The following is an 18,993-nucleotide window of genomic DNA, read 5'->3' as shown; positions in this document are numbered from 1 at the left end:
GCCGAAATGTGATCATGCGTCTTCGCTCCCTCTTTCCCGCCCTGTTGGTTGCGCTCTGCGTCGTGGCGGAGCTCTGGCTGCCGGCACAGGCCCAGGATGCCCCAAAGCCCGCGGGCATGGAGACCAAGGCGGGGCAGGCCTATCTGATCGAGGCCTCGACCGGCACGGTGCTTCTGGCGAAGAACGAGCGGCAGAGCTTTGCGCCAGCGTCGCTTGCCAAGCTGATGACGCTGGAGATCGTCTTCCGGGCGCTGAACGCGGGCGAGATCCGGCCCGACACGACCTATCCGGTTTCCGAATTTGCCTGGCGGACGGGCGGGGCGCCCTCGCGGACCTCGACGATGTTTGCGGCGCTGAAAAGCCAGGTGCCCGTCGCGGATCTCGTCAAGGGGATCGCGGTGCAGACGGCCAATGACGGCTGCCTGATCGTGGCCGAGGGCATGGCGGGTTCGGAGGCGAAATTCGTCGAGCGGATGAATGCACGCGCCGCCGAACTGGGCCTGAAGGACAGCCATTTCGGCAATGCCACCGGCTTGCCGCATCCCGACAATCGCTCGACGCTGGTTGATCTTGTCAAGCTCGCCCAGCATTTGCAGAGCGCCTATCCGGAACTCTACAAGACATTTTCCCTGCCGGAATTCGAGTGGAACAAGATCCTGCAGCGCAACCGCAATCCGCTGCTCAGCATCGGGGCGGACGGGCTTGGGACGGGATTTGCCGATGGCAGCGGTTTTGCCATTGTCGCCTCCGTCGAACGAAACGGGCGGCGACTGTTTCTCGGTCTCGGCGGGCTTGCGACCGACAAGGAACGGACGGAAGAGGCGACGCGGCTGATCAACTGGGGCTTTGACGGTTTCGAGATGCGTCAGCTGTTCAAACAGGGCGAGGTGATCGGCGAGGCGAGCGTCTATGGCGGGGCGCAGTCGAGCGTCTCGCTTGTGGCGAAAACGCCCGTCGAGGTCTATGTGCCGGTCAACAATCCCGAGCGGCTGCAGGCGCGCATCGTCTATCGCTGGCCGCTTCGCCCGCCGGTTTCGGCCGGCGCCGAGATCGCGCAGCTGAACCTGTTGTCGGGCGACCGTCCGCTGTTGTCGGTGCCGCTGCAAAGTGCCGCATCTGTGGACGTCGGGACGCTGCGCCAAAGGGCGGTCGATGCATTGATCGAACTGTTGTTCTTCTGGCTCTGAGCGCAAAAAGGCGACCCGAAATGGGCTCGACGGTTTCGTTTGACGCAATCTTGCGGTAGAGCCACTGGGAGTGCCCTCGGGCAGATTGCGATACGCGCTCGCGCGGCGCGGAAAGAAGGCAAGGCATTGGCGACCGGTCCCGGATTGTTCGTGAGTTTCGAAGGAGGCGAGGGGGCCGGCAAGTCGACCCAGATCCGCCTGCTGGCCGAAGCCTTGCGCGAGCGCGGCCATGATGTGGTGGTCACGCGCGAGCCGGGTGGCTCTCCGGGAGCAGAAGCGCTCCGGCATGTGCTGCTGTCCGGCGCGGCGGAACCCTTCGGCATCCGGATGGAGGCGCTCCTGTTTGCGGCGGCGCGGGCCGATCATCTCGCCTGTTTCGTTCGGCCGGCGCTTGCGCGGGGGCAGATCGTGCTCTGCGACCGATTCGTCGATTCCTCGCGCGTCTATCAGGGTGTGACCGGAAATCTGGAGCCGAAGCTGATGGCGGCGCTGGAGCGCGTCTCTGTTGCGGGAACCATGCCGGATCTGACATTGATCCTCGATCTGCCGGCTGAAATGGGGCTTGATCGCGCCAGACGTCGGGCAGGGGCGACAGCTTCGGCGGCACAGCCGGACCGGTTCGAAAAGGAGCGGACGGAAGTGCATGAGAAGCGCCGCCAGGGCTTTCTCGACATTGCGGCGCGCGAGCCTTTGCGCTGCCGGGTGATCGATGCCAGCCTCGATATGGACCGCATTGCCCGCGACATTCTCGCGGATGTAACGCTGGTTCTGGCGCAGCGCCGGGGACAGCTTGCCGAGCAGGCGGCGCACCGATGAGCGACGAGAGGGCAGGGCTGCTCGACGGCGCGATCGCACCCGCGCTCAACACGCGGATTTTCGGCCATGCGGAGGCGGAAGAGTTTCTGGCGCGCAGCTATCAATCCGGCAAGGGTCACCATGCGGTGCTGATCGAAGGGCCGGAGGGGATCGGCAAGGCGACGCTTGCCTTCCGCTTTGCCAATCACATCCTGCGTTACCCCGACCCCCTGTCCGCGCCTGATGCGATCGAGGATCCCGATCCCGAGCATCCGATCAGCCGACAGATTGCGTCGGGTGCCAGCCACAATCTCTTGCATCTGTCGCGGCCGGTGGACGACAAGACGGGCCGCGTGAAGCAGGCGATCACCGTCGACGAGGTGCGCAAGGCCGGGCATTTCTTCAGCCAGACGTCGGGTACCGGCAATTGGCGGATTGTCATCATCGATCAGGCCGATGACCTGAACCGCAATGCGGCGAATGCCATCCTGAAGATCCTTGAAGAGCCGCCGAAGCGGGCGATGTTCCTCGTGCTCTCCCATGCGCCGGGCAAGCTCTTGCCGACCATCCGGTCGCGCTGCCTGCCGCTTCGGCTGCATGAACTCAATCCCAACGCGATGGATCAGGCGCTCGGCCAACTGGGTTTGGCGATCCCGGCGGAAAAGCGCGAGGCGGTGCTTTCGTTGGCCAAGGGAAGCGTGGCGCGGGCGCTGAAACTGGTGAATTACGGCGGCGCTGACATTCTTGAGGCCTTCGAGCAGATGCTGGCCGCTTCAGGGCCGGCACAGCGGCGAATGATGTTCAAGATCGCCGATGCGCTCTCGGGCAAGGACAGCGATGTCGCCTTCGGCTTTTTCATCGAGCATCTGGGGGATCATCTGGCCGATACGGCGCGGCAGTTTGCCCATGCGGGGAACCTGTCGGCCGCCGAGCATTATGCGCGACTGACGTCCACCATCGGGGAGCAGCTGACCGTGGCCGGCGCGTACAATCTCGACCGCAAGCAGACGATCCTAGACGTGCTTTCGGCCGTGGCGCCCTGACGGGGCTGTGCAACGGCAGCGGGCGCTGTGCCAACTGCCTTTGCCTCAGCTCGGTCTACGTTCAGTTTTTCGTGCCGAGGGCGAGGCGGCAGGCCAGCCCGGCAAAGACTGTTGCGAGCAGGTATTGCGGGAGCTTTCGGAACCGGCCCAGGCCCGTCATCCGGTTGCGGATATGGCCACTCAGCACGATGACCGCGCCGTTGACTACAAAGCCGATGAGGTTCAGCACCGTTGCAAGAACCAGGATCTGCAGGGTGAGGGCACCCTTCGCCGGATCGAGGAACTGCGGGAACAGGGCCAGCACAAACAGGGCCATCTTCGGATTGAGAAGGTTCGTCGCCAGGCCTTCACCGAGAATCCGCTGCAGGGAATAGCGCTTCAGGCCGGCGGTCGGCGCAAATTGCTTGGCTTCGGAGCGCAGTGTTTTCCAGGCGAGATAGAGCAGATAGGCGCAGCCGGCCCAACGGACGACCTCGTAGGCGGCCGGGACGGCGAGAAACAGCTGTGACAGGCCCAGCGCTGCGGCAAGGGCATGGCAGTATGTGCCGAGCGCGATGCCCAGATAGGTCAAAAAGCCTGCTGCGCGCCCCTGGCTGATGCTGCGCGAGGCAATCAGCAGCATGTCGGGGCCTGGTGTCGCTGTGAGCACCAGGGCGGCGGCAGAAAAAAGCATGAGAGTAGAGAGATCCGGCATATCGGTTTCCTTCGAGTTGGCCGGAATTCCGGTTTATCAGGATCGGCGGCCTTGGCAAGCCCGGTCTTGCAGGCCCGATTGCCGCCCAAGCGGGCGTGTTCGTGGCGCCGCAGCAAAACGGATGTTCCTAAAGGCGCCGGAATGTTTTAAGAGCGTTCGACCCCATTTGTCGTCGCCGTTCCTGGCCGGCCTTCCTGTGCCGCCATTGTCCGGCCCCAAGACAATCGCAACCGACGAAAAGACACCAGCAAACCATGAGCGATCCCTTCTACATCACCACTGCCATCTCCTATCCGAACGGCAAGCCGCATATCGGCCATGCCTATGAGCTGATCGCCACCGACGCCATGGCGCGGTTCCAGCGGCTCGACGGGAAGGATGTGTTCTTCCTGACAGGTACGGACGAACACGGGCAGAAGATGCAGCAGACGGCGCGTGCGGAAGGCATTTCGCCGGAGGCGCTGGCCGAGCGGAACTCCAACGAATTCCGCCAAATGGGCAAGCTCTTGAATTCGTCGAATGACGACTTCATCCGCACGACCGAAAAGCGCCATCACGAGACGGTGCAGGAAGTCTGGCGCCGGATGGAGAAGAACGGCGACATCTACAAGGGCGGGTATGCCGGATGGTATTCGGTGCGCGACGAGGCCTATTACCAGGAAGAAGAGACGGAAGTGCGCCCTGACGGCGTGCGCTACGGGCCGCAGGGCACGCCGGTCGAATGGGTGGAAGAGGAAAGCTATTTCTTCAAGCTCTCGGCCTATGAAGACAAGCTCCTGAAGCTCTATGAGGATGAGCCTGACTTTATCGGCCCGAACGAGCGCCGCAACGAGGTGATTTCCTTCGTCAAGTCGGGCCTGAAGGACCTGTCGATCTCGCGCACGACCTTCGACTGGGGCATCAAGGTGCCTGGTGACGACAAACATGTGATGTATGTCTGGGTGGATGCCTTGACCAACTACATCACCGCCACGGGTTATGTTGAAGACACCAACGGTCCGCGTGCGAAATACTGGCCGGCGGACGTGCACATCATCGGCAAAGACATCATTCGCTTCCACGCCGTCTACTGGCCGGCCTTCCTGATGTCGGCGGGCCTGCCTTTGCCGAAGCGGGTCTATGCCCATGGCTTCCTGCTCAACAAGGGCGAGAAGATGTCGAAGTCGCTCGGCAATGTCGTCGATCCGGTCAATCTGGTGAACCATTTCGGCCTCGACCAGGTGCGCTATTTCTTCCTGCGCGAAGTCTCCTTCGGCCAGGACGGCAGCTATTCGGAAGAGGGCATCGGCACACGCATCAATGCCGATCTGGCCAATGGTATCGGCAATCTGGCCTCGCGCTCGCTGTCGATGATCAACAAGAACTGCGAGGGCAGGGTGCCGACTCCGGGTCCGCTCACCGCAGAGGATGAGGCGATCCTGAAGATTGCCGACGAGGCGATCGATATCTGCCGCGAGGAGATGAGCCGCCAGCAGATCCACAAGGCGGTCGCGGCGATCATCAACATCGTCAACGAGGCCGACCGCTATTTTGCAGCCCAGGCGCCGTGGGTGTTGAAGAAGACCGACGAGGCGCGCATGGGCACTGTGCTCTATGTGACCGCTGACGTCGTGCGCCAGATCGCGCTTCTGTTCCAGCCGATCATGCCTGAAACCTCGGCGAAGATCCTCGATCTTGTCGCCGTCGCGAAGGAAGATCGCGTCTTCGCCAAGCTCGGGGCCGCCGGACGCCTGCAGCCGGGCACGGAACTGCCGGCGCCGTCGCCGGTCTATCCGCGTTACGTCGCACCGGACGCGAGCAAGGCCTGAGCCGATGCTGATCGATACCCATTGCCATCTCGACTTCGCCGATTTCGACGCAGAGCGCGACGAACTGGTCACGCGGGCGCATCAGGCAGGCGTGAAGCAGATGGTGACGATTTCGACGCGAGTCCGGAAGCTCGAGACTCTGCTGGCACTCACCGAACGGTATCCGAGCGTCTTCTGTTCGGTCGGCACCCATCCGAACAATGCCGGCGACGAACTCGACGTCACGGCGGACGAACTCGTGCGGCTGGCAGATAGCCATGCGAAGATCGTGGCGATCGGCGAGGCGGGGCTCGACTATTTCTACGACACGCAGACGCCCGAGGACCAGAAGACGGGGCTGATCCGCCATATCGAGGCGGCGCGGCGCACGGGTCTGCCGCTTGTCATCCACAGCCGCAGCGCCGACGAGGACATGGCGGCGATTTTGACCGAAGAGACGGGGAAGGGCGCCTTCCCCTTCATCCTGCACTGCTTCTCATCGGGACAGGCGCTGGCCGATACCGGTGTTGAACTCGGTGGTTTTGTCTCGTTCTCGGGTATCGTGACGTTTCCGAAGTCCGAGGAGCTGCGCGCGATTGCGAAGACCGTGCCGATGGACCGGCTGCTGGTCGAAACCGATGCGCCGTATCTGGCGCCGAAGCGCTGGCGTGGAAAACGCAACGAACCGTCCTATGTGGTGAACACGGCGGAAGTGCTCGCCGAGGTCAAGGGTGTGAGTTACGCGGAGATGGCGGAGATCACGACGGCAAACGCCTTCCGCTGCTTCGCCAAGATGCCAAGACTTGGCTGAGGAAGTTCGGATGAAGGTCACGCGACGGTTCACGCTGCTTGGATGTTCGTCGTCTCCCGGCGTACCCCGGATCAACGGCGACTGGGGCAATTGCGACCCTGACAATCCAAAGAACCGGCGCAGCCGCGCGTCCTTCCTGATCGAGCAGATCGGCCCGGATGGCGGCAAGACGGTGGTTGTGGTCGATACCGGGCCGGATTTTCGCGAACAGATGATCCGTTCGAAGGTGGATCTCATCGACGCTGTTTTCTACAGCCATGCGCATGCCGATCATCTGCATGGCATCGATGACCTGCGTGGCTATTTTCACAACCAGCACAAGCGCATTCCGATCTATGCCGAACCCTATACGATGGCCCGTATCGAGGAAGGCTTCGGATACTGCCTGAAGACGCCCGAGGGCAGCAATTACCCGCCGATCGTCGAACCTGTCATCATCGAAGACATGGACCGGTCGGTCGTCATCGAAGGCGCGGGAGGACCGATCGAGCTTCTGCCGCTCGTGCAGCAGCACGGCGACATCATCTCGCTGGGGCTGCGGATCGGTGACGTGGCCTATTGCTGCGACGTCTCGGACTTTCCCGCCGAAACGGTCGAAAAACTGTCCGGCCTCGATCTGCTGTTCATCGACGCACTGCAGTACCGGCCGCATCCGAGCCATCTGTCGCTCGAACAGGCCCTGGGTTGGATCGAGCGTTTCGGGCCGAGACACAGCGTGCTGACGCATATGCATACGCCGCTCGACTACGACACGGTAATGCGTGAGACACCTGACAACGTGGAACCAGGCCACGACCAATTCATCGTGGAATTTGAACTGGATATCTGAGGGTCTTCACAAACGGAATCCGGCTTTTCGCGCCGTCGGATCGAGGTCTGCATAGCCAAATTGCTCTTTCGGCGATGCGCTTTGGTTCCATAATCTATCTTATGCGATATTCGTTTGTAGGCGGCGCGCTCGTGTCTACTCTCCCTCCGTTCAGAGATCCGCCACATGCAGGATCGTCTTTGCCGAGATCTCCGTCTCCGACGGATAGCCATATGCATTGTTGATATAGGTGACGCCGTCGATCACCTTGTTCCTGTTCAGGTGGCTATGGCCGTAGAAATGTTTCTGCGAACCCAGCCGGCGGATCTGCGTTTCCAGGCGATCGGTGCCGAGGACGGGAAACAGCGCCTTGTGTTTTTCCGGGTAGCGCGCCGGCATGAGATCGATGCGCGGGACGAAATGCGAGGCGCTGTAGACGGCATCGAAGCCTGATGTGTCCGGGATCACGTTCATCGCTTCGAACCGAAATGCAACCTCGGCCGGCTGCAAACCTTCCCAATTGCATTTGTAGAAATCCATCCAGCCGCGGCGGATTGTTGGTCCAGGCTGGCCGAAGGAATAATCATACCAGGCGAGCAGCGGGACGATCAGGGCCTTGCCGATGGCGAGCGGCCCGGTCTCGATGCCTTCCTCCCGGCAGAGAGACAGGATCGCATCGAACTTGCCGAAGGATGGCCCCTTCCCGCTTCGCGACGTCCAGAGATCGTGATTGCCGGGAATGAAGACCACGTGGCGAAAGCGTGCTTTGACAACGCGCAGGACCCGCTCGATGAGGTGCATCTCGTCGGAAATGTCGCCTGCAAGCAGCAACACGTCATCGACATAGTCGATCTCTGAGACCGATTCGATCCAGTGCAGGTTTTCGGGATAGTCGACATGGAGGTCGGATGCCAGGAAGAGACGCATGAGGTCCTTGTCGTAACGCCGAATGAGTTTCGTCAGATTTGGCAGGTTCGGAGCAAGACAACAAGGGTGGAGGCGTTATGTGCGGCTCCTTAGGCTTCCCTTGCCCCAGACTCGGCTGATCGCCGGGGAATAACCGAGCAGCGGCCTGGATGTGATTCTCCATCTGAAGATATCCGCGGCCAGCGGGACTATGGAGGTATTTGTGATCGCCGATCACCAGGCCTGTCTTTTTTTGGGCGTCGAGATCCGGCGCATCTGACCGGCTTGGCGATCGCGGTCCAGGCGTGTGTGGCGGATGCATGATGGCCGGATGCGTCCGAGGTGGAATGAGAGACTTTGATCCACAAGCGGTCGCAAAGACCTGTGATTGGCAAAATTCGTCACGCTGGTGGGAGCGGTTTTGTCCCCTCCTCCGCAACGATCCGGATCGCCGGTTTCTGGCCATGCGGCCCCGCGAGGATTGATCGCAAACCGCCCTAGGCTTTTCAGAAGTCGTATGCATAACATACGAGGCAAGCCGGGCATGGCCAGGCTTGGGGCGGTGAAAACCTGGGATACATCAGGTCGCCGTCGGGGCTCGAGGGTGTCCATTTTTCGAAAACTGGGAGTGAATTTATATGTTTGGGCATTTATCCCGAAATCCGTGGCAGTCGATGTCAGGGATGGTCTTGTCGCTGTCGGTCATCGCTGGCCTTTCCGCTCCGGCTACGGCTACGGCTACGGAACCGGCTGACACGGTTTTTCGCAACGGTGTTGTCTATACCGTGAATGCGAAGGACGAGCTTGCCGAAGCCGTCGCGGTGCGTGGTGGCAAGATCGTGGCGGTCGGCACATCTGCCAGCATGGAAGACTGGATCGGCGATGGAACACAGGTGATCGATCTCGGGGGCAAGGTGCTGATGCCGGGCCTCATCGACGGCCATATGCATCCTCTCGGTGGCGGGGCCCAGCTCACCAGCTGCAACCTGAATTATCAGCCTCTGTCCGTCGACCAGATCCTTGCCGTCATCTCGCAGTGCCTGAAGGACGAGGCGGATGCTCCGGCCGACCGCTGGCTTGAAGTGCGCGGCTGGTATCGCCAGGCGATGACGCCGCCCGGGGCCGACCTCTCGGCCGAGATCCTCGACCGACTGCCGACCGAGCGGCCGGTGATCGTGGTTGCGACCGATTTCCATTCGATGGCCGCCAGCAGCAAGGCGATGAAACAGGCCGGCATCACCGCAGACACACCGGATCCTGCGGGCGGCAAGATCGACCGGAAAGCCGATGGCGCGCTCAGCGGCATCTTCCTCGATGCGGCGATGTGGCAGGTATCCGGGGCCGCCCCGCCTCTCCCGGCAGAGGTGCAAGCCAAGGAGAATCTCGAAAACGCCGCTGCGGCCTCGGCACTCGTCAACAGCCAGGGTGTGACGACCATTTTCGATGCGGCCGCCTCCGAAGACTCCGTCGTCGCATTCGACACCTTGCGGCAGCAGGGCAAGCTCACGGTTCGCGGTGAATTCGCGCCGGTCATTTCCGCCGAAGAGACGGCCAAACCGACAGAGACCATCAATCGGATCAAGGCGCTGTCGGCAAAATACAGCATGCCTCGCGACAGCGTCGAGCCGTTCATTTCGGTGCGTACCGCCAAGGTCTTCATGGACGGCGTGATCCAGGCGCCGGCGCAGACAGGGGCCTTGCGGCAACCCTATCTGCACAATACCGGCTCAGAAACCCATCCGCATTGGACGCCGAGCGACAGCAGCGGCAAACTGTATGTTTCGGAAGAGCAACTGGCGGGCGTGATCAAGGAACTGGCCGCCGCCGATTTCAACATGCATCTCCATACGGATGGCGATCATGCCGTCCATATCGCCCTCAATGCCATCGAGCAGGCGAAGAAGGCGGGGGTGTCGCTTGAGAATATCCGTCTGGCTCTTGCCCATAACGAGTTGGTCGAAGCGGCGGACTATGCCCGTTTCCCTGCCCTCAATGCCCTGCCGATCCTTTCCTTCCAATGGGGCAAACCGGCGCCCGATACGCTCGATTCCGTGCAGGACTACATTGGCGAGGAACGCTTCCGCTATCTTGAGACCAGCGGGAAATTCAAGCAGGCGGGGGCACGGATTGCATTCGGCAGCGACTGGCCGATCGATCCCCTCAACGAATGGTTTGCGATGAAGGTCGCGGTTACCCGGACCAATACGCCTGATGTCGCCGACAAATACAAAGGACGCCTTGGCGACGATCCCGGCCTCGACATCAAGACGGCGATCCGGGCCTTCACGATAAATGCGGCCTATTCGCTGCGGCTGGAAAACGTGACCGGTTCAATCGAGGTCGGCAAGGTGGCCGACCTGATTGTGATCGACCGGAATCTGCTGACGATCCCAGGCGAGGAGATTGCCGACACCAAGGTGTTGCTGACCGTGCTGGGCGGCAAGCAGGTCTATGGGACGGGCGACATCAAACTGAACTGAGCCACACCGCAAGACTGACCTCCGGCGGCGCTTGCCGTCGGAGGTCACGAAATCGAGAACGCGCACAAGAAATGCATCACCCACCTTCCCGTTCGGTCGAATCGTCCTATTCTTTCATTCGAGACGACTTAAACATGAGGGGAATCATGATGCGCATGCGGATTGCAATGGCCCTTTATCTCGTGGCGGGCCTGACAGGCGGCCCGGCTTTGGCCGAGGATGCGGTACCGGCTGATCCTGCCGGGCTGGCGAAAGGGGTGATCGAACAACAGATCACGGCCTTCCTCAACGACGATGCTGCGGCGGCCTATTCCTTCGCCTCTCCTGAAATCAAATCCGTCTTTCCCAATCCCGAACGCTTTTTCGAGATGGTGAAGAAGAGCTATGGACCCGTCTATCGGCCTGGCAATTATGCCTTCGGCCGCAACCAGGTGTCGCCCGATGGCAAGGTCGCCTTTCAGGAGGTGCTGATCTCCTCACCTGACGGCAAGGATTGGGCGGTCTATTACGAGCTCAAGCGCCAGAGCGACGGCAAATTCGCCATCAACGGCGTGCGCATCAAGCGCGAGACGACGAGCCAGGGGATCTGAAGCGGGGTTGTTGGCAGCGCAGGCGCCCTGCCCTTCACCCCGTGATCCTGGGTATGATCAGACCGGATCGATGTCGCCGCGCGCCCAGGTCTCGATGGTCTCGGCCTTGAAATCCTCAAACCGGTCTTCGGCGATCGCCTGGCGGATGCCCTGCATCAGTTCCTGATAATAGCTGAGGTTGTTCCAGGACAAGAGCATGCCGCCGAGCGCTTCGTTGGAGCGCACGAGGTGGTGCAGATAGGCGCGCGAATAGTCACGCGTCGCCGGGCAGGACGACTGTTCGTCGAGCGGGCGCATGTCTTCGGCATGGCGCGCGTTGCGGATATTGACCTTGCCTCGGCGGGTGAAGGCGAGGCCATGGCGGCCGGAGCGGGTCGGCATGACGCAGTCGAACATGTCGATGCCTTCTGCAACCGATTTCAGCATGTCATCGGGCGTGCCGACGCCCATCAGGTAGCGCGGCTTTTCGGTGGGCAGCACCGGCAGCGTGATGCGCAGCATGTCGAGCATGACCGCCTGGGGTTCGCCAACGGCGAGGCCGCCCACGGCATAACCCTTGAGATCCAGTTGTTTCAGGCCTTCGGCCGAGCGGATGCGAAGATTGGGCTGGTCGCCACCCTGGACGATGCCGAACATCGCCTTGCCCGGCTGATTGCCGAAGGCAGCGCGGCAGCGTTCAGCCCAGCGCAGCGACATTTCCATGGCGCGTTCGATTTCGCGCGGTTCCGCCGGCAGCGCCACGCATTCGTCGAGCTGCATCTGGATGTCGCTGTCGAGCAGGCCCTGGATCTCGATCGAGCGTTCCGGCGACATGTGGTGGAGCGAACCATCGACATGGCTCTTGAAGGTGACTCCCTGCTCGTCGAGCTTGCGGAGGCCCGACAGCGACATGACCTGGAACCCGCCCGAATCGGTCAGGATCGGGCCGGGCCAGCGGATCAGCTCATGCAGGCCGCCGAGGCGGGCGACGCGTTCCGGGCCGGGACGCAGCATCAGGTGGTAGGTATTGCCGAGGATGATGTCGGCGCCGCCTTCCTTGACCTGGTCGAGATACATGGCCTTGACGGTGCCGACGGTGCCGACGGGCATGAAGGCCGGTGTGCGGATCGTGCCGCGCGGCATGGTGATCTCGCCGAGGCGGGCCTTGCCGCTGGTGGCCCTCAGATTGAACGTGAAATTCTCAGTCATCGGTCAGTCGTCTTTCCGGAAGAGCAGGCTGGAATCGCCGTAGGAGTAGAAGCGGTAGCCGGTCTCGATTGCGTGGGCATAGGCACCCCGCATCGTGTCGAGACCGGCAAAGGCGGATACCAGCATGAAGAGCGTGGATTTGGGCAGGTGGAAATTGGTCATCAGCATGTCCACCGCCTTGAAGCGGTAGCCGGGCGTGATGAAGATGCCGGTCGCACCGGACCAGGCGGGGATGGTGCCATCGTCGAGGGCCGCACTTTCGAGCAGGCGCAGCGAGGTCGTGCCGACGGCGATCACGCGGTTGCCGCGCGCATGCACGGCGTTGAGGGCCGCCGCCGTCTTTGCGTCGATATGGCCGATTTCCTGGTGCATCTTGTGGTCGGCGGTGTCGTCCGCCTTGACGGGCAGGAAGGTGCCGGCGCCGACATGCAGCGTGACGAAATGGCGCTCGATGCCGGCCGCGTCGAGCTTGGCAAACAGGTCGGGCGTGAAATGCAGGCCGGCGGTCGGGGCAGCAACCGCCCCTTCTTCACGTGCGTAGATGGTCTGATAGTCGGTGCGATCCTGCCCGTCTTCCGGCCGCTTGGCGGCGATATAGGGCGGGAGCGGAATATGGCCGACGGTGGCGATCGCCTGGTCGAGATCGGGACCGGAGAGGTCGAAAGCGAGGTCGATTTCACCGGCTTCCCCCTTTTCCGCCACGGTCGCGACGAGCGAGCCGAGCATGCAGGCGGCGCTGTCGCCCTGCCCCATCCCGAAATCGATGCGGTCACCCTGCTTGATGCGCTTGCCGGGCTTGGCAAAGGCCTTCCAGCGATTGGCGGCCACACGCATATGCAGCGTGCAGGAGACGGCGATTTCTTCGGCGCCGTCACGATGGCGGATGCCTTCGAGCTGGGCCGGGATGACCTTGGTGTCGTTGAAGACCAAGGCATCGCCGGGATTCAGGAACGACGGCAGGTCGTAGACGTGGCGGTCTTCGAGTTCGGGATCGGCATCCGGGCGCACCACCAGGAAACGCGCATGGTCGCGTGGGCTTGCGGGCCTCAGCGCAATGTTGTCGTCCGGCAGATCGAAGTCGAAGAGGTCTACACGCATTGCTGTTCGTTCGGGATTGGGATGGCGGATCTAAACGCGAAAACCCGCCCGGGTGCTGCGCACCGAGGCGGGCTTCGTGTGGCTTTAAGCCGATCAGGCGTCGGCGGCAACCTTCATCGACAGGATCGAGTCGGGATCGCTGACGGGCTCACCCTTCTTGATCAGGTCGATGATGTCCATGCCTTCGATGACCTGGCCCCAGACGGAATACTGCTTGTTCAGCCACGGTGCATCGGTGAAGCAGATGAAGAACTGCGAGTTGGCCGAGTTCGGGCTCTGCGAGCGTGCCATGGAGCAGGTGCCGCGAACATGCGGCGTGGCCGAGAATTCTGCCTTCAGGTCCGGCTTGTCGGAGCCGCCCATGCCGGCACGGCCGGGGTTGAAGTCGGCGCCACCCTTCTTGCCGAACTTCACGTCGCCGGTCTGGGCCATGAAATCGGCGATGACGCGGTGGAAGACGACGCCATCATAGGCGCCTTCGCGCGACAGTTCCTTGATGCGGGCGACATGGCCGGGTGCCAGGTCGGGGAAGAGCGCGATGACGACCTTACCCTTGGTGGTTTCCATCAGGATGGTGTTTTCCGGATCCTTGATCTCGGCCATGGGGGTTCTCCTTGGTTGGGGCTTTTCGCCCGGTAGATATCAGTTGCGGCCGACCGTCACCTTGATCATGCGATCGGGATCGGTCACTTCGCCGTTGCCGCCTTCGCCGCGCTTGATCTTGTCGACATATTCCATGCCGGCCACGACCTTGCCGACGACCGTGTACTGGCCGTTCAGGAAGCCGCCTTCGGCGAACATGATGAAGAACTGCGAGTTGGCGGAGTTCGGATCCTGGCTGCGGGCCATGCCGACGGTGCCCTTTTCAAAGGGGACATTCGAGAATTCGGCCGGGAGGTCCGGCAGATTCGATCCGCCGGTGCCGGCGCGCTGGGCGTCATAGCCGTTTTCCATGTCGCCATACTGCACGTCACCGGTCTGGGCCATGAAGCCTTCGATCACGCGGTGGAAGGCAACGTTGTCGTATTCGCCTGCTGCGGCCAGCTTCTTGATCTGGGCAACATGCTTCGGCGCGACCTCAGGCATGAGCTGGATGACGACCGGGCCATCCTTCAGCTGGATGGTCAGGTAGTCATCGTTCGACTGGGCCTGGGCGGCGCCGAAACCGACAACGGCGAGAAAAAACGCGGTGGCAATATGGACGAGCTTCATGATCACTCCAGTTCGGGACTTGCGGGCTCAGCGCCCGCTCTTGGACTTGAGGGCGGCCAGCACCGGACCGGGCACGAAGGCGCGCACATCGCCCCCCATGGCGGCGATCTGGCGGACCAATGTGGCGGTTATGGGCCGGGATGCGGTGGCAGCCGGCAGAAAGACGGTCTGCAGATCCGGCGCCATCTGCGCATTCATACCTGCCATCTGCATTTCGTAATTGAAATCGGTGCCGTCACGCAGGCCGCGCACCAGGATTTTCGCGCCGGCCCGCCGTGCGGCATCGATGGCAAGATCGGAGAAAGAGACGACGTCGAGGTCCCCTGCCCGGTCCGGCAGCACGGCTTCCAGGGAGGCGCGGATGAGGGCTGCGCGTTCATCATAGGAAAAGAGCGGCGTCTTGCCGGGATGGGTCCCAATCGCGACGACAAGGCGATCGACGAGGTTCAGCGCCTGCACGAGCACATCCAGATGACCATTGGTCATCGGATCGAAGGAGCCAGGATAGAACGCGGTTGCCATGGATGCCCGATCTTTGGTTTCGACGCCTTTTGTCATGGAAGGCTTTTCATCGCAAGCGTCTAAGCCATCTTCTATCGGGCTTTGCCTTGCGCTTTTCTACCGCTCCTTCGCCGTGAACGGCAGATGAATGGCATGTTCAAGGCCGCTTCAGGGCGCGGAAGCTATTCCTTGATCGTGCCTGAAACCAACACCACGACAAGGACGTTCCCATGCTCGTTCTCCTGATCACCTCCGCACTCGCCGCCTCGCTTCTGGTCGAGCTCGGTCTTTCGGTCGCTCGCGACCTGATGGAGGCCCATGATCGCGAGTTCGAAGATGAACGCCAGATGAACAAGGTGTTCAAGAGCACTTCAGGCAGGGTTTGGTAAACCACTTCCTACACTGCACGGGGAACCATTTCCGCGCACAACCATTTACCGGCAGCGAATGCCGGATTTTGAAGGACTATCGCAATGCATGACAAAGTTACCCTGATCAACCTCGTCTGGATGATGATGATGACTGCCATGGTTGCTACATCCGCAACCTTCTACGTCAAGGATAGCAACGACGCCAAGTTTTACGGCCCTCCGATGACCGCCCGCTACCACAGCTTCGGCCATTAATCGGACATCAAATCTTCGCCGCTAGAAACGTAACGTCACGCTGAAGAAGAAAGGGAAGACCATGTTTGTAACGCTCACGGTACTCGCCGCTCTGATCAGTGGCATGTTCGTCGCCTCGGTCGCATCGGCGATCACGGCTCTGAAGCGCGAAGACGAAGATTTCCGGGCCATGGTGGAGCGCCGCAAGGCCTTCTGAGCCCCAATATAAAGCGGTCAAGCCGGTGGATCCACACGCCTGGTCTTACAGAAAACCGCATCGAACTTGATGCCATACCTCCGTCAAAAAGCCCGCTCGGACATCGTCCGGCGGGCTTTTCGTTTGTTCCAGCGCTGCCTTGTCGCCATTGAGGCGGGGTGGCCGGCCCGATCAAGGCCGGCCTTCTGTCTTACTCGGCGGTGGGTTCGCCCTCGCCTGCAGCCTCTCCTGCGGCCGGGGTTTCGACACCCGCATCGACGCCGGCCTCTGCGACGGCTTCGCCTTCAACCACTTCATCCTCGCCTTCCGGCTCGCTGATGCGTTCGACGGAGACGACCTTCTCGTCCTTGGCTGTGGAGAAGATGGTGACACCCTTCGTCGCGCGGCTGGCGATGCGGATGCCGTTGACCGGCACGCGGATCAGCTGGCCGCCGTCGGAGACCAGCATCAGCTGGTCCTTTTCTTCGACCGGGAAGGCGGCGACCAGTTCGCCGATTTCCGCCGTCTTCGAGGTGTCGGTGGCACGGATGCCCTTGCCGCCACGGCCCGAGGTGCGGAAATCGTAGGACGACGAGCGCTTGCCGAAACCCTTGACCGAGACGGTGAGCACGAACTGCTCGCGGGCCTTGAGTTCCTGATAGCGGTCTTCCGAGAGCTCGCCCTCTTCGACGACTTCCTCGCCGACCAGCGCGATATCGTCTTCATCAACGCCGCTCGCGCGACGTTCGACGGCAGAGCGCTTCAGGTAGGCTGCACGCTCCCACGGCTCGGCATCGACATGGCCGAGAATGGTCATCGAGATCAGACGGTCGGTTTCGGCGAGCGTCAGACCACGGACACCGATCGAGTTGCGGCCGGCAAAGACGCGGACCTCATCGACCGGGAAGCGGATTGCCTGGCCGAGGGCCGTCGTCAGCAACACGTCGTCATGCTCGGTGCAGGTTTCGACGCCGAGGATCTCGTCGCCCTCTTCCTCGAGCTTCATCGCGATCTTGCCGTTGCGGTTGACCTGGATGAAGTCGGACAGCTTGTTGCGGCGCACCGTGCCGCGGGTCGTCGAGAACATGACGTCGAGGTTCTGCCAGCTCGTCTCGTCCTCGGGCAGCGGCATGATCGAGGTGATGCGCTCGCCGGGTTCCAGCGGGAACATGTTGATCATCGCCTTGCCGCGCGAGGTCGGCGTGCCGATCGGCAGGCGCCAGACCTTTTCCTTGTAGACGATGCCACGCGAGGAGAAGAACAGCACCGGAGTATGGGTGTTGGCGACGAACAGACGGGTGGCGAAATCCTCGTCCTTCATCGTCATGCCGGAGCGGCCCTTGCCGCCGCGACGCTGGGCGCGATAGGTGGTGAGCGGGACGCGCTTGATATAGCCGGCATGGGACACGGTGACGACCATGTCTTCGCGGGCGATCAGATCCTCGTCGTCCATGTCAGGACCGCCTTCGACGATCTGGGTGCGGCGCGGGGTGCCGAATTCGTCGCGGATCGCGGCAAACTCGTCCTTGACGATGGTCTGGATGCGGACGCGCGACGACAGGATGTCGAGATAATCCGAAATCTCGGCGCCGATCTTGTTCAGTTCCTCGTCGATTTCATCGCGACCGAGAGCGGTCAGGCGAGCAAGACGCAGTTCGAGGATGGCGCGGGCCTGCTCTTCCGAGAGATTGTAGGTCAGGTCCTCGTTGATCCGGTGGCGCGGGTCGTCGATCAGGCGGATCAGCGCTTCCACGTCATGGGCCGGCCAGCGGCGCGTCATCAGCTGCTCGCGGGCGGTTGCCGGATCCGGCGCCTTGCGGATCAGCGCAATGACTTCATCGATATTGGCGACGGCGATCGCCAGACCCACCAAGACATGGGCGCGTTCGCGCGCCTTGCGCAGTAGGTATTTCGTGCGGCGGCTGACCACTTCCTCGCGGAAGGTGACAAAGGCCCTGAGCATGTCGAGCAGGGTCAGCTGTTCCGGCTTGCCGCCGTTCAGCGCCACCATATTGCAGCCGAAGGAGGTCTGCAGCGGCGTGTAGCGATAAAGCTGGTTCAGGATGACATCGGCATTGGCATCGCGCTTCAACTCGATGACGACGCGGTAGCCGTCACGGTCGGACTCGTCACGCAGGTCGGAGATGCCTTCGATGCGCTTTTCACGCACCAGCTCGGCCATCTTCTCGATCATCGTCGCCTTGTTCACCTGATAGGGGATCTCGGTGATGATGATCTGCTCGCGGTCGCCGCGCATCGGCTCGACGCGGGCGACGCCGCGCTGGATGACAGAGCCTCGGCCTGTCTCGTAAGCCGAGCGGATGCCCGAGCGGCCCAGGATCATCGCGCCGGTCGGGAAGTCGGGACCGGGGATGATCTGCATCAGTTCCGGCAGTTCGATCGCCGGGTTGTCGATGAGGGCCGTGCAGCCGTCGAGGACTTCAACGAGATTGTGCGGCGGAATGTTCGTCGCCATGCCGACCGCGATGCCACCGGCGCCGTTGACCAGCAGGTTCGGGAACTTGGCAGGAACGACCACCGGCTCCGACATCGTGCCGTCGTAGTTGTCGCGGAAGTCGACGGTTTCCTTGTCCAGGTCGTCGAGCAGTGCATGCGACACCTTCTGCAGGCGGCATTCCGTGTAACGCTGGGCGGCCGGCGGATCACCATCAACCGAACCGAAATTGCCCTGGCCGTCGATCAGCGGCATACGCAGCGACCACGGCTGCGCCATACGGGCGAGCGCGTCGTAGATCGCGGCATCGCCATGCGGGTGATACTTACCCATGACGTCACCGGTGACGCGGGCGCTCTTGACGTATTTCTTGTTCCAGTCGAGGCCCAGCTCGTTCATCCCGTAAAGGATGCGTCGATGCACCGGTTTCAATCCGTCACGGACGTCCGGAAGGGCGCGGCTCACGATGACGCTCATGGCGTAATCGAGATACGACCGCTGCATTTCCTCCATGATGGAAATCGGCTGGATGTCGGACGGGAACTTGCCGCCGCCGGGAGTGCTTTGCTCAGTCAAATCAGGTCACGATCTCTGTTCGGAATCACTGGGGATTTTATAGCGGAACAGGCGCGAATGC

The 18,993-nt window shown here is 61.9% G+C and carries 19 protein-coding genes; 11 read left to right on the top strand and 8 right to left on the bottom strand.

Annotated features, from left to right (window positions below; translation table 11 throughout):
* Positions 1–14: 14 nt before the first annotated feature.
* The 3 genes from DMY87_RS06305 to DMY87_RS06295 all read left to right on the top strand — a co-directional run bounded on the left by DMY87_RS06305 (position 15) and on the right by DMY87_RS06295 (position 3,025).
* Positions 15–1,187, top strand: coding sequence for a D-alanyl-D-alanine carboxypeptidase family protein (locus tag DMY87_RS06305; RefSeq protein ID WP_110790467.1), 1,173 nt, complete (start codon positions 15–17; stop codon positions 1,185–1,187).
* Between the two features lie 126 nt (positions 1,188–1,313).
* Complete coding sequence (gene tmk / locus DMY87_RS06300; RefSeq protein WP_110790466.1) at positions 1,314–2,003, top strand: dTMP kinase; 690 nt, start codon at positions 1,314–1,316, stop codon at positions 2,001–2,003.
* Positions 2,000–3,025 carry a DNA polymerase III subunit delta' gene (locus DMY87_RS06295; RefSeq protein ID WP_110790465.1) on the top strand — a complete coding sequence of 342 codons (1,026 nt, stop codon included), beginning with the start codon at positions 2,000–2,002 and terminating at the stop codon, positions 3,023–3,025. Before tmk ends, DMY87_RS06295 begins: the two co-directional genes overlap by 4 nt.
* Positions 3,026–3,086: 61 nt before the next feature.
* Here the strand turns inward: DMY87_RS06295 and DMY87_RS06290 are convergent, their stop codons facing one another.
* On the bottom strand, positions 3,087–3,719 hold the full coding sequence (locus tag DMY87_RS06290) for a LysE family translocator (RefSeq protein WP_110790464.1): 633 nt from the start codon (positions 3,717–3,719) through the stop codon (positions 3,087–3,089).
* A 194-nt stretch (positions 3,720–3,913) separates the two neighbouring features.
* Between DMY87_RS06290 and metG the strand changes: the two genes are divergently transcribed.
* The 3 genes from metG to DMY87_RS06275 are packed head-to-tail and all read left to right on the top strand — an operon-like array spanning position 3,914 to position 7,146.
* Positions 3,914–5,527, top strand: a complete 1,614-nt coding sequence (gene metG / locus DMY87_RS06285; protein WP_280953041.1) for a methionine--tRNA ligase — start codon at positions 3,914–3,916, stop codon at positions 5,525–5,527.
* A 4-nt stretch (positions 5,528–5,531) separates the two neighbouring features.
* Positions 5,532–6,317: a TatD family hydrolase gene (locus DMY87_RS06280; protein ID WP_110790462.1), complete on the top strand. Its 786-nt coding sequence runs from the start codon at positions 5,532–5,534 to the stop codon at positions 6,315–6,317.
* A 10-nt stretch (positions 6,318–6,327) separates the two neighbouring features.
* Entirely contained in the window at positions 6,328–7,146 is an 819-nt protein-coding gene (locus DMY87_RS06275; protein WP_110790461.1) for an MBL fold metallo-hydrolase, read from the top strand.
* A 150-nt stretch (positions 7,147–7,296) separates the two neighbouring features.
* Here DMY87_RS06275 and DMY87_RS06270 read toward each other — a convergent pair whose 3' ends face one another.
* The gene (locus DMY87_RS06270; RefSeq protein WP_110790460.1) at positions 7,297–8,052 is read right to left on the bottom strand and encodes a metallophosphoesterase; all 756 of its coding nucleotides are present in this window, start codon (positions 8,050–8,052) and stop codon (positions 7,297–7,299) included.
* A 653-nt stretch (positions 8,053–8,705) separates the two neighbouring features.
* On the opposite strand from DMY87_RS06270, the gene DMY87_RS06265 reads away from it, so the two are divergent.
* Positions 8,706–10,511, top strand: coding sequence for an amidohydrolase (locus DMY87_RS06265; RefSeq protein ID WP_205908148.1), 1,806 nt, complete (start codon positions 8,706–8,708; stop codon positions 10,509–10,511).
* Positions 10,512–10,660: 149 nt separating this feature from the next.
* Positions 10,661–11,101: a DUF4864 domain-containing protein gene (locus tag DMY87_RS06260; RefSeq protein ID WP_183041927.1), complete on the top strand. Its 441-nt coding sequence runs from the start codon at positions 10,661–10,663 to the stop codon at positions 11,099–11,101.
* A gap of 57 nt (positions 11,102–11,158) precedes the next feature.
* Here DMY87_RS06260 and tgt read toward each other — a convergent pair whose 3' ends face one another.
* From tgt to coaD, 5 genes are all read right to left on the bottom strand, one after another.
* Positions 11,159–12,289, bottom strand: coding sequence for a tRNA guanosine(34) transglycosylase Tgt (tgt, locus tag DMY87_RS06255; protein ID WP_110790457.1), 1,131 nt, complete (start codon positions 12,287–12,289; stop codon positions 11,159–11,161).
* A gap of 3 nt (positions 12,290–12,292) precedes the next feature.
* The gene (queA, locus tag DMY87_RS06250) at positions 12,293–13,387 is read right to left on the bottom strand and encodes a tRNA preQ1(34) S-adenosylmethionine ribosyltransferase-isomerase QueA (RefSeq protein ID WP_110790456.1); all 1,095 of its coding nucleotides are present in this window, start codon (positions 13,385–13,387) and stop codon (positions 12,293–12,295) included.
* A gap of 93 nt (positions 13,388–13,480) precedes the next feature.
* Positions 13,481–13,990 carry a peptidylprolyl isomerase gene (locus tag DMY87_RS06245; protein ID WP_110790455.1) on the bottom strand — a complete coding sequence of 170 codons (510 nt, stop codon included), beginning with the start codon at positions 13,988–13,990 and terminating at the stop codon, positions 13,481–13,483.
* Between the two features lie 39 nt (positions 13,991–14,029).
* Positions 14,030–14,599 carry a peptidylprolyl isomerase gene (locus tag DMY87_RS06240; protein ID WP_110790454.1) on the bottom strand — a complete coding sequence of 190 codons (570 nt, stop codon included), beginning with the start codon at positions 14,597–14,599 and terminating at the stop codon, positions 14,030–14,032.
* Positions 14,600–14,626: 27 nt separating this feature from the next.
* Positions 14,627–15,121, bottom strand: a complete 495-nt coding sequence (gene coaD / locus DMY87_RS06235; protein ID WP_110790975.1) for a pantetheine-phosphate adenylyltransferase — start codon at positions 15,119–15,121, stop codon at positions 14,627–14,629.
* Between the two features lie 209 nt (positions 15,122–15,330).
* Between coaD and DMY87_RS24130 the strand changes: the two genes are divergently transcribed.
* The 3 genes from DMY87_RS24130 (at position 15,331) to DMY87_RS24525 (ending at position 15,922) form a co-directional block, all read left to right on the top strand.
* Entirely contained in the window at positions 15,331–15,489 is a 159-nt protein-coding gene (locus DMY87_RS24130; RefSeq protein WP_165826162.1) for a hypothetical protein, read from the top strand.
* 84 nt (positions 15,490–15,573) lie between these two features.
* Positions 15,574–15,726, top strand: coding sequence for a hypothetical protein (locus DMY87_RS24125; protein WP_160143175.1), 153 nt, complete (start codon positions 15,574–15,576; stop codon positions 15,724–15,726).
* 61 nt (positions 15,727–15,787) lie between these two features.
* A complete protein-coding gene (locus tag DMY87_RS24525; protein ID WP_280953036.1) occupies positions 15,788–15,922 on the top strand; it encodes a hypothetical protein in 135 nt (44 codons plus the stop codon).
* A gap of 190 nt (positions 15,923–16,112) precedes the next feature.
* On the opposite strand, the gene gyrA is transcribed toward DMY87_RS24525, so the two are convergent.
* Positions 16,113–18,932: a DNA gyrase subunit A gene (gene gyrA / locus DMY87_RS06230; RefSeq protein ID WP_110790453.1), complete on the bottom strand. Its 2,820-nt coding sequence runs from the start codon at positions 18,930–18,932 to the stop codon at positions 16,113–16,115.
* Positions 18,933–18,993: the final 61 nt, after the last annotated feature.

The sequence above is a fragment of the Peteryoungia wuzhouensis genome (genome assembly GCF_003205195.1).
Classification (GTDB): domain Bacteria; phylum Pseudomonadota; class Alphaproteobacteria; order Rhizobiales; family Rhizobiaceae; genus Allorhizobium; species Allorhizobium wuzhouense.
This window is presented reverse-complemented; position numbering and strand designations above follow the sequence as displayed.

Bases quoted from the DNA above. Each gene is read 5' to 3' on its own strand.
- DMY87_RS06290 (WP_110790464.1), bottom strand. From the start codon at position 3,719: ATGCCGGATCTCTCTACTCTCATGCTTTTTTCTGCCGCCGCCCTGGTG.
- DMY87_RS06305 (WP_110790467.1), top strand. From the start codon at position 15: ATGCGTCTTCGCTCCCTCTTTCCCGCCCTGTTGGTTGCGCTCTGCGTC.
- coaD (WP_110790975.1), bottom strand. From the start codon at position 15,121: ATGGCAACCGCGTTCTATCCTGGCTCCTTCGATCCGATGACCAATGGT.
- DMY87_RS06280 (WP_110790462.1), top strand. From the start codon at position 5,532: ATGCTGATCGATACCCATTGCCATCTCGACTTCGCCGATTTCGACGCA.
- DMY87_RS24525 (WP_280953036.1), top strand. From the start codon at position 15,788: ATGTTTGTAACGCTCACGGTACTCGCCGCTCTGATCAGTGGCATGTTC.
- DMY87_RS06270 (WP_110790460.1), bottom strand. From the start codon at position 8,052: ATGCGTCTCTTCCTGGCATCCGACCTCCATGTCGACTATCCCGAAAAC.
- DMY87_RS06245 (WP_110790455.1), bottom strand. From the start codon at position 13,990: ATGGCCGAGATCAAGGATCCGGAAAACACCATCCTGATGGAAACCACC.
- DMY87_RS24130 (WP_165826162.1), top strand. From the start codon at position 15,331: ATGCTCGTTCTCCTGATCACCTCCGCACTCGCCGCCTCGCTTCTGGTC.
- DMY87_RS06260 (WP_183041927.1), top strand. From the start codon at position 10,661: ATGCGCATGCGGATTGCAATGGCCCTTTATCTCGTGGCGGGCCTGACA.
- tgt (WP_110790457.1), bottom strand. From the start codon at position 12,289: ATGACTGAGAATTTCACGTTCAATCTGAGGGCCACCAGCGGCAAGGCC.
- queA (WP_110790456.1), bottom strand. From the start codon at position 13,387: ATGCGTGTAGACCTCTTCGACTTCGATCTGCCGGACGACAACATTGCG.
- DMY87_RS06265 (WP_205908148.1), top strand. From the start codon at position 8,706: ATGTCAGGGATGGTCTTGTCGCTGTCGGTCATCGCTGGCCTTTCCGCT.
- DMY87_RS06295 (WP_110790465.1), top strand. From the start codon at position 2,000: ATGAGCGACGAGAGGGCAGGGCTGCTCGACGGCGCGATCGCACCCGCG.
- DMY87_RS06240 (WP_110790454.1), bottom strand. From the start codon at position 14,599: ATGAAGCTCGTCCATATTGCCACCGCGTTTTTTCTCGCCGTTGTCGGT.
- DMY87_RS24125 (WP_160143175.1), top strand. From the start codon at position 15,574: ATGCATGACAAAGTTACCCTGATCAACCTCGTCTGGATGATGATGATG.
- DMY87_RS06275 (WP_110790461.1), top strand. From the start codon at position 6,328: ATGAAGGTCACGCGACGGTTCACGCTGCTTGGATGTTCGTCGTCTCCC.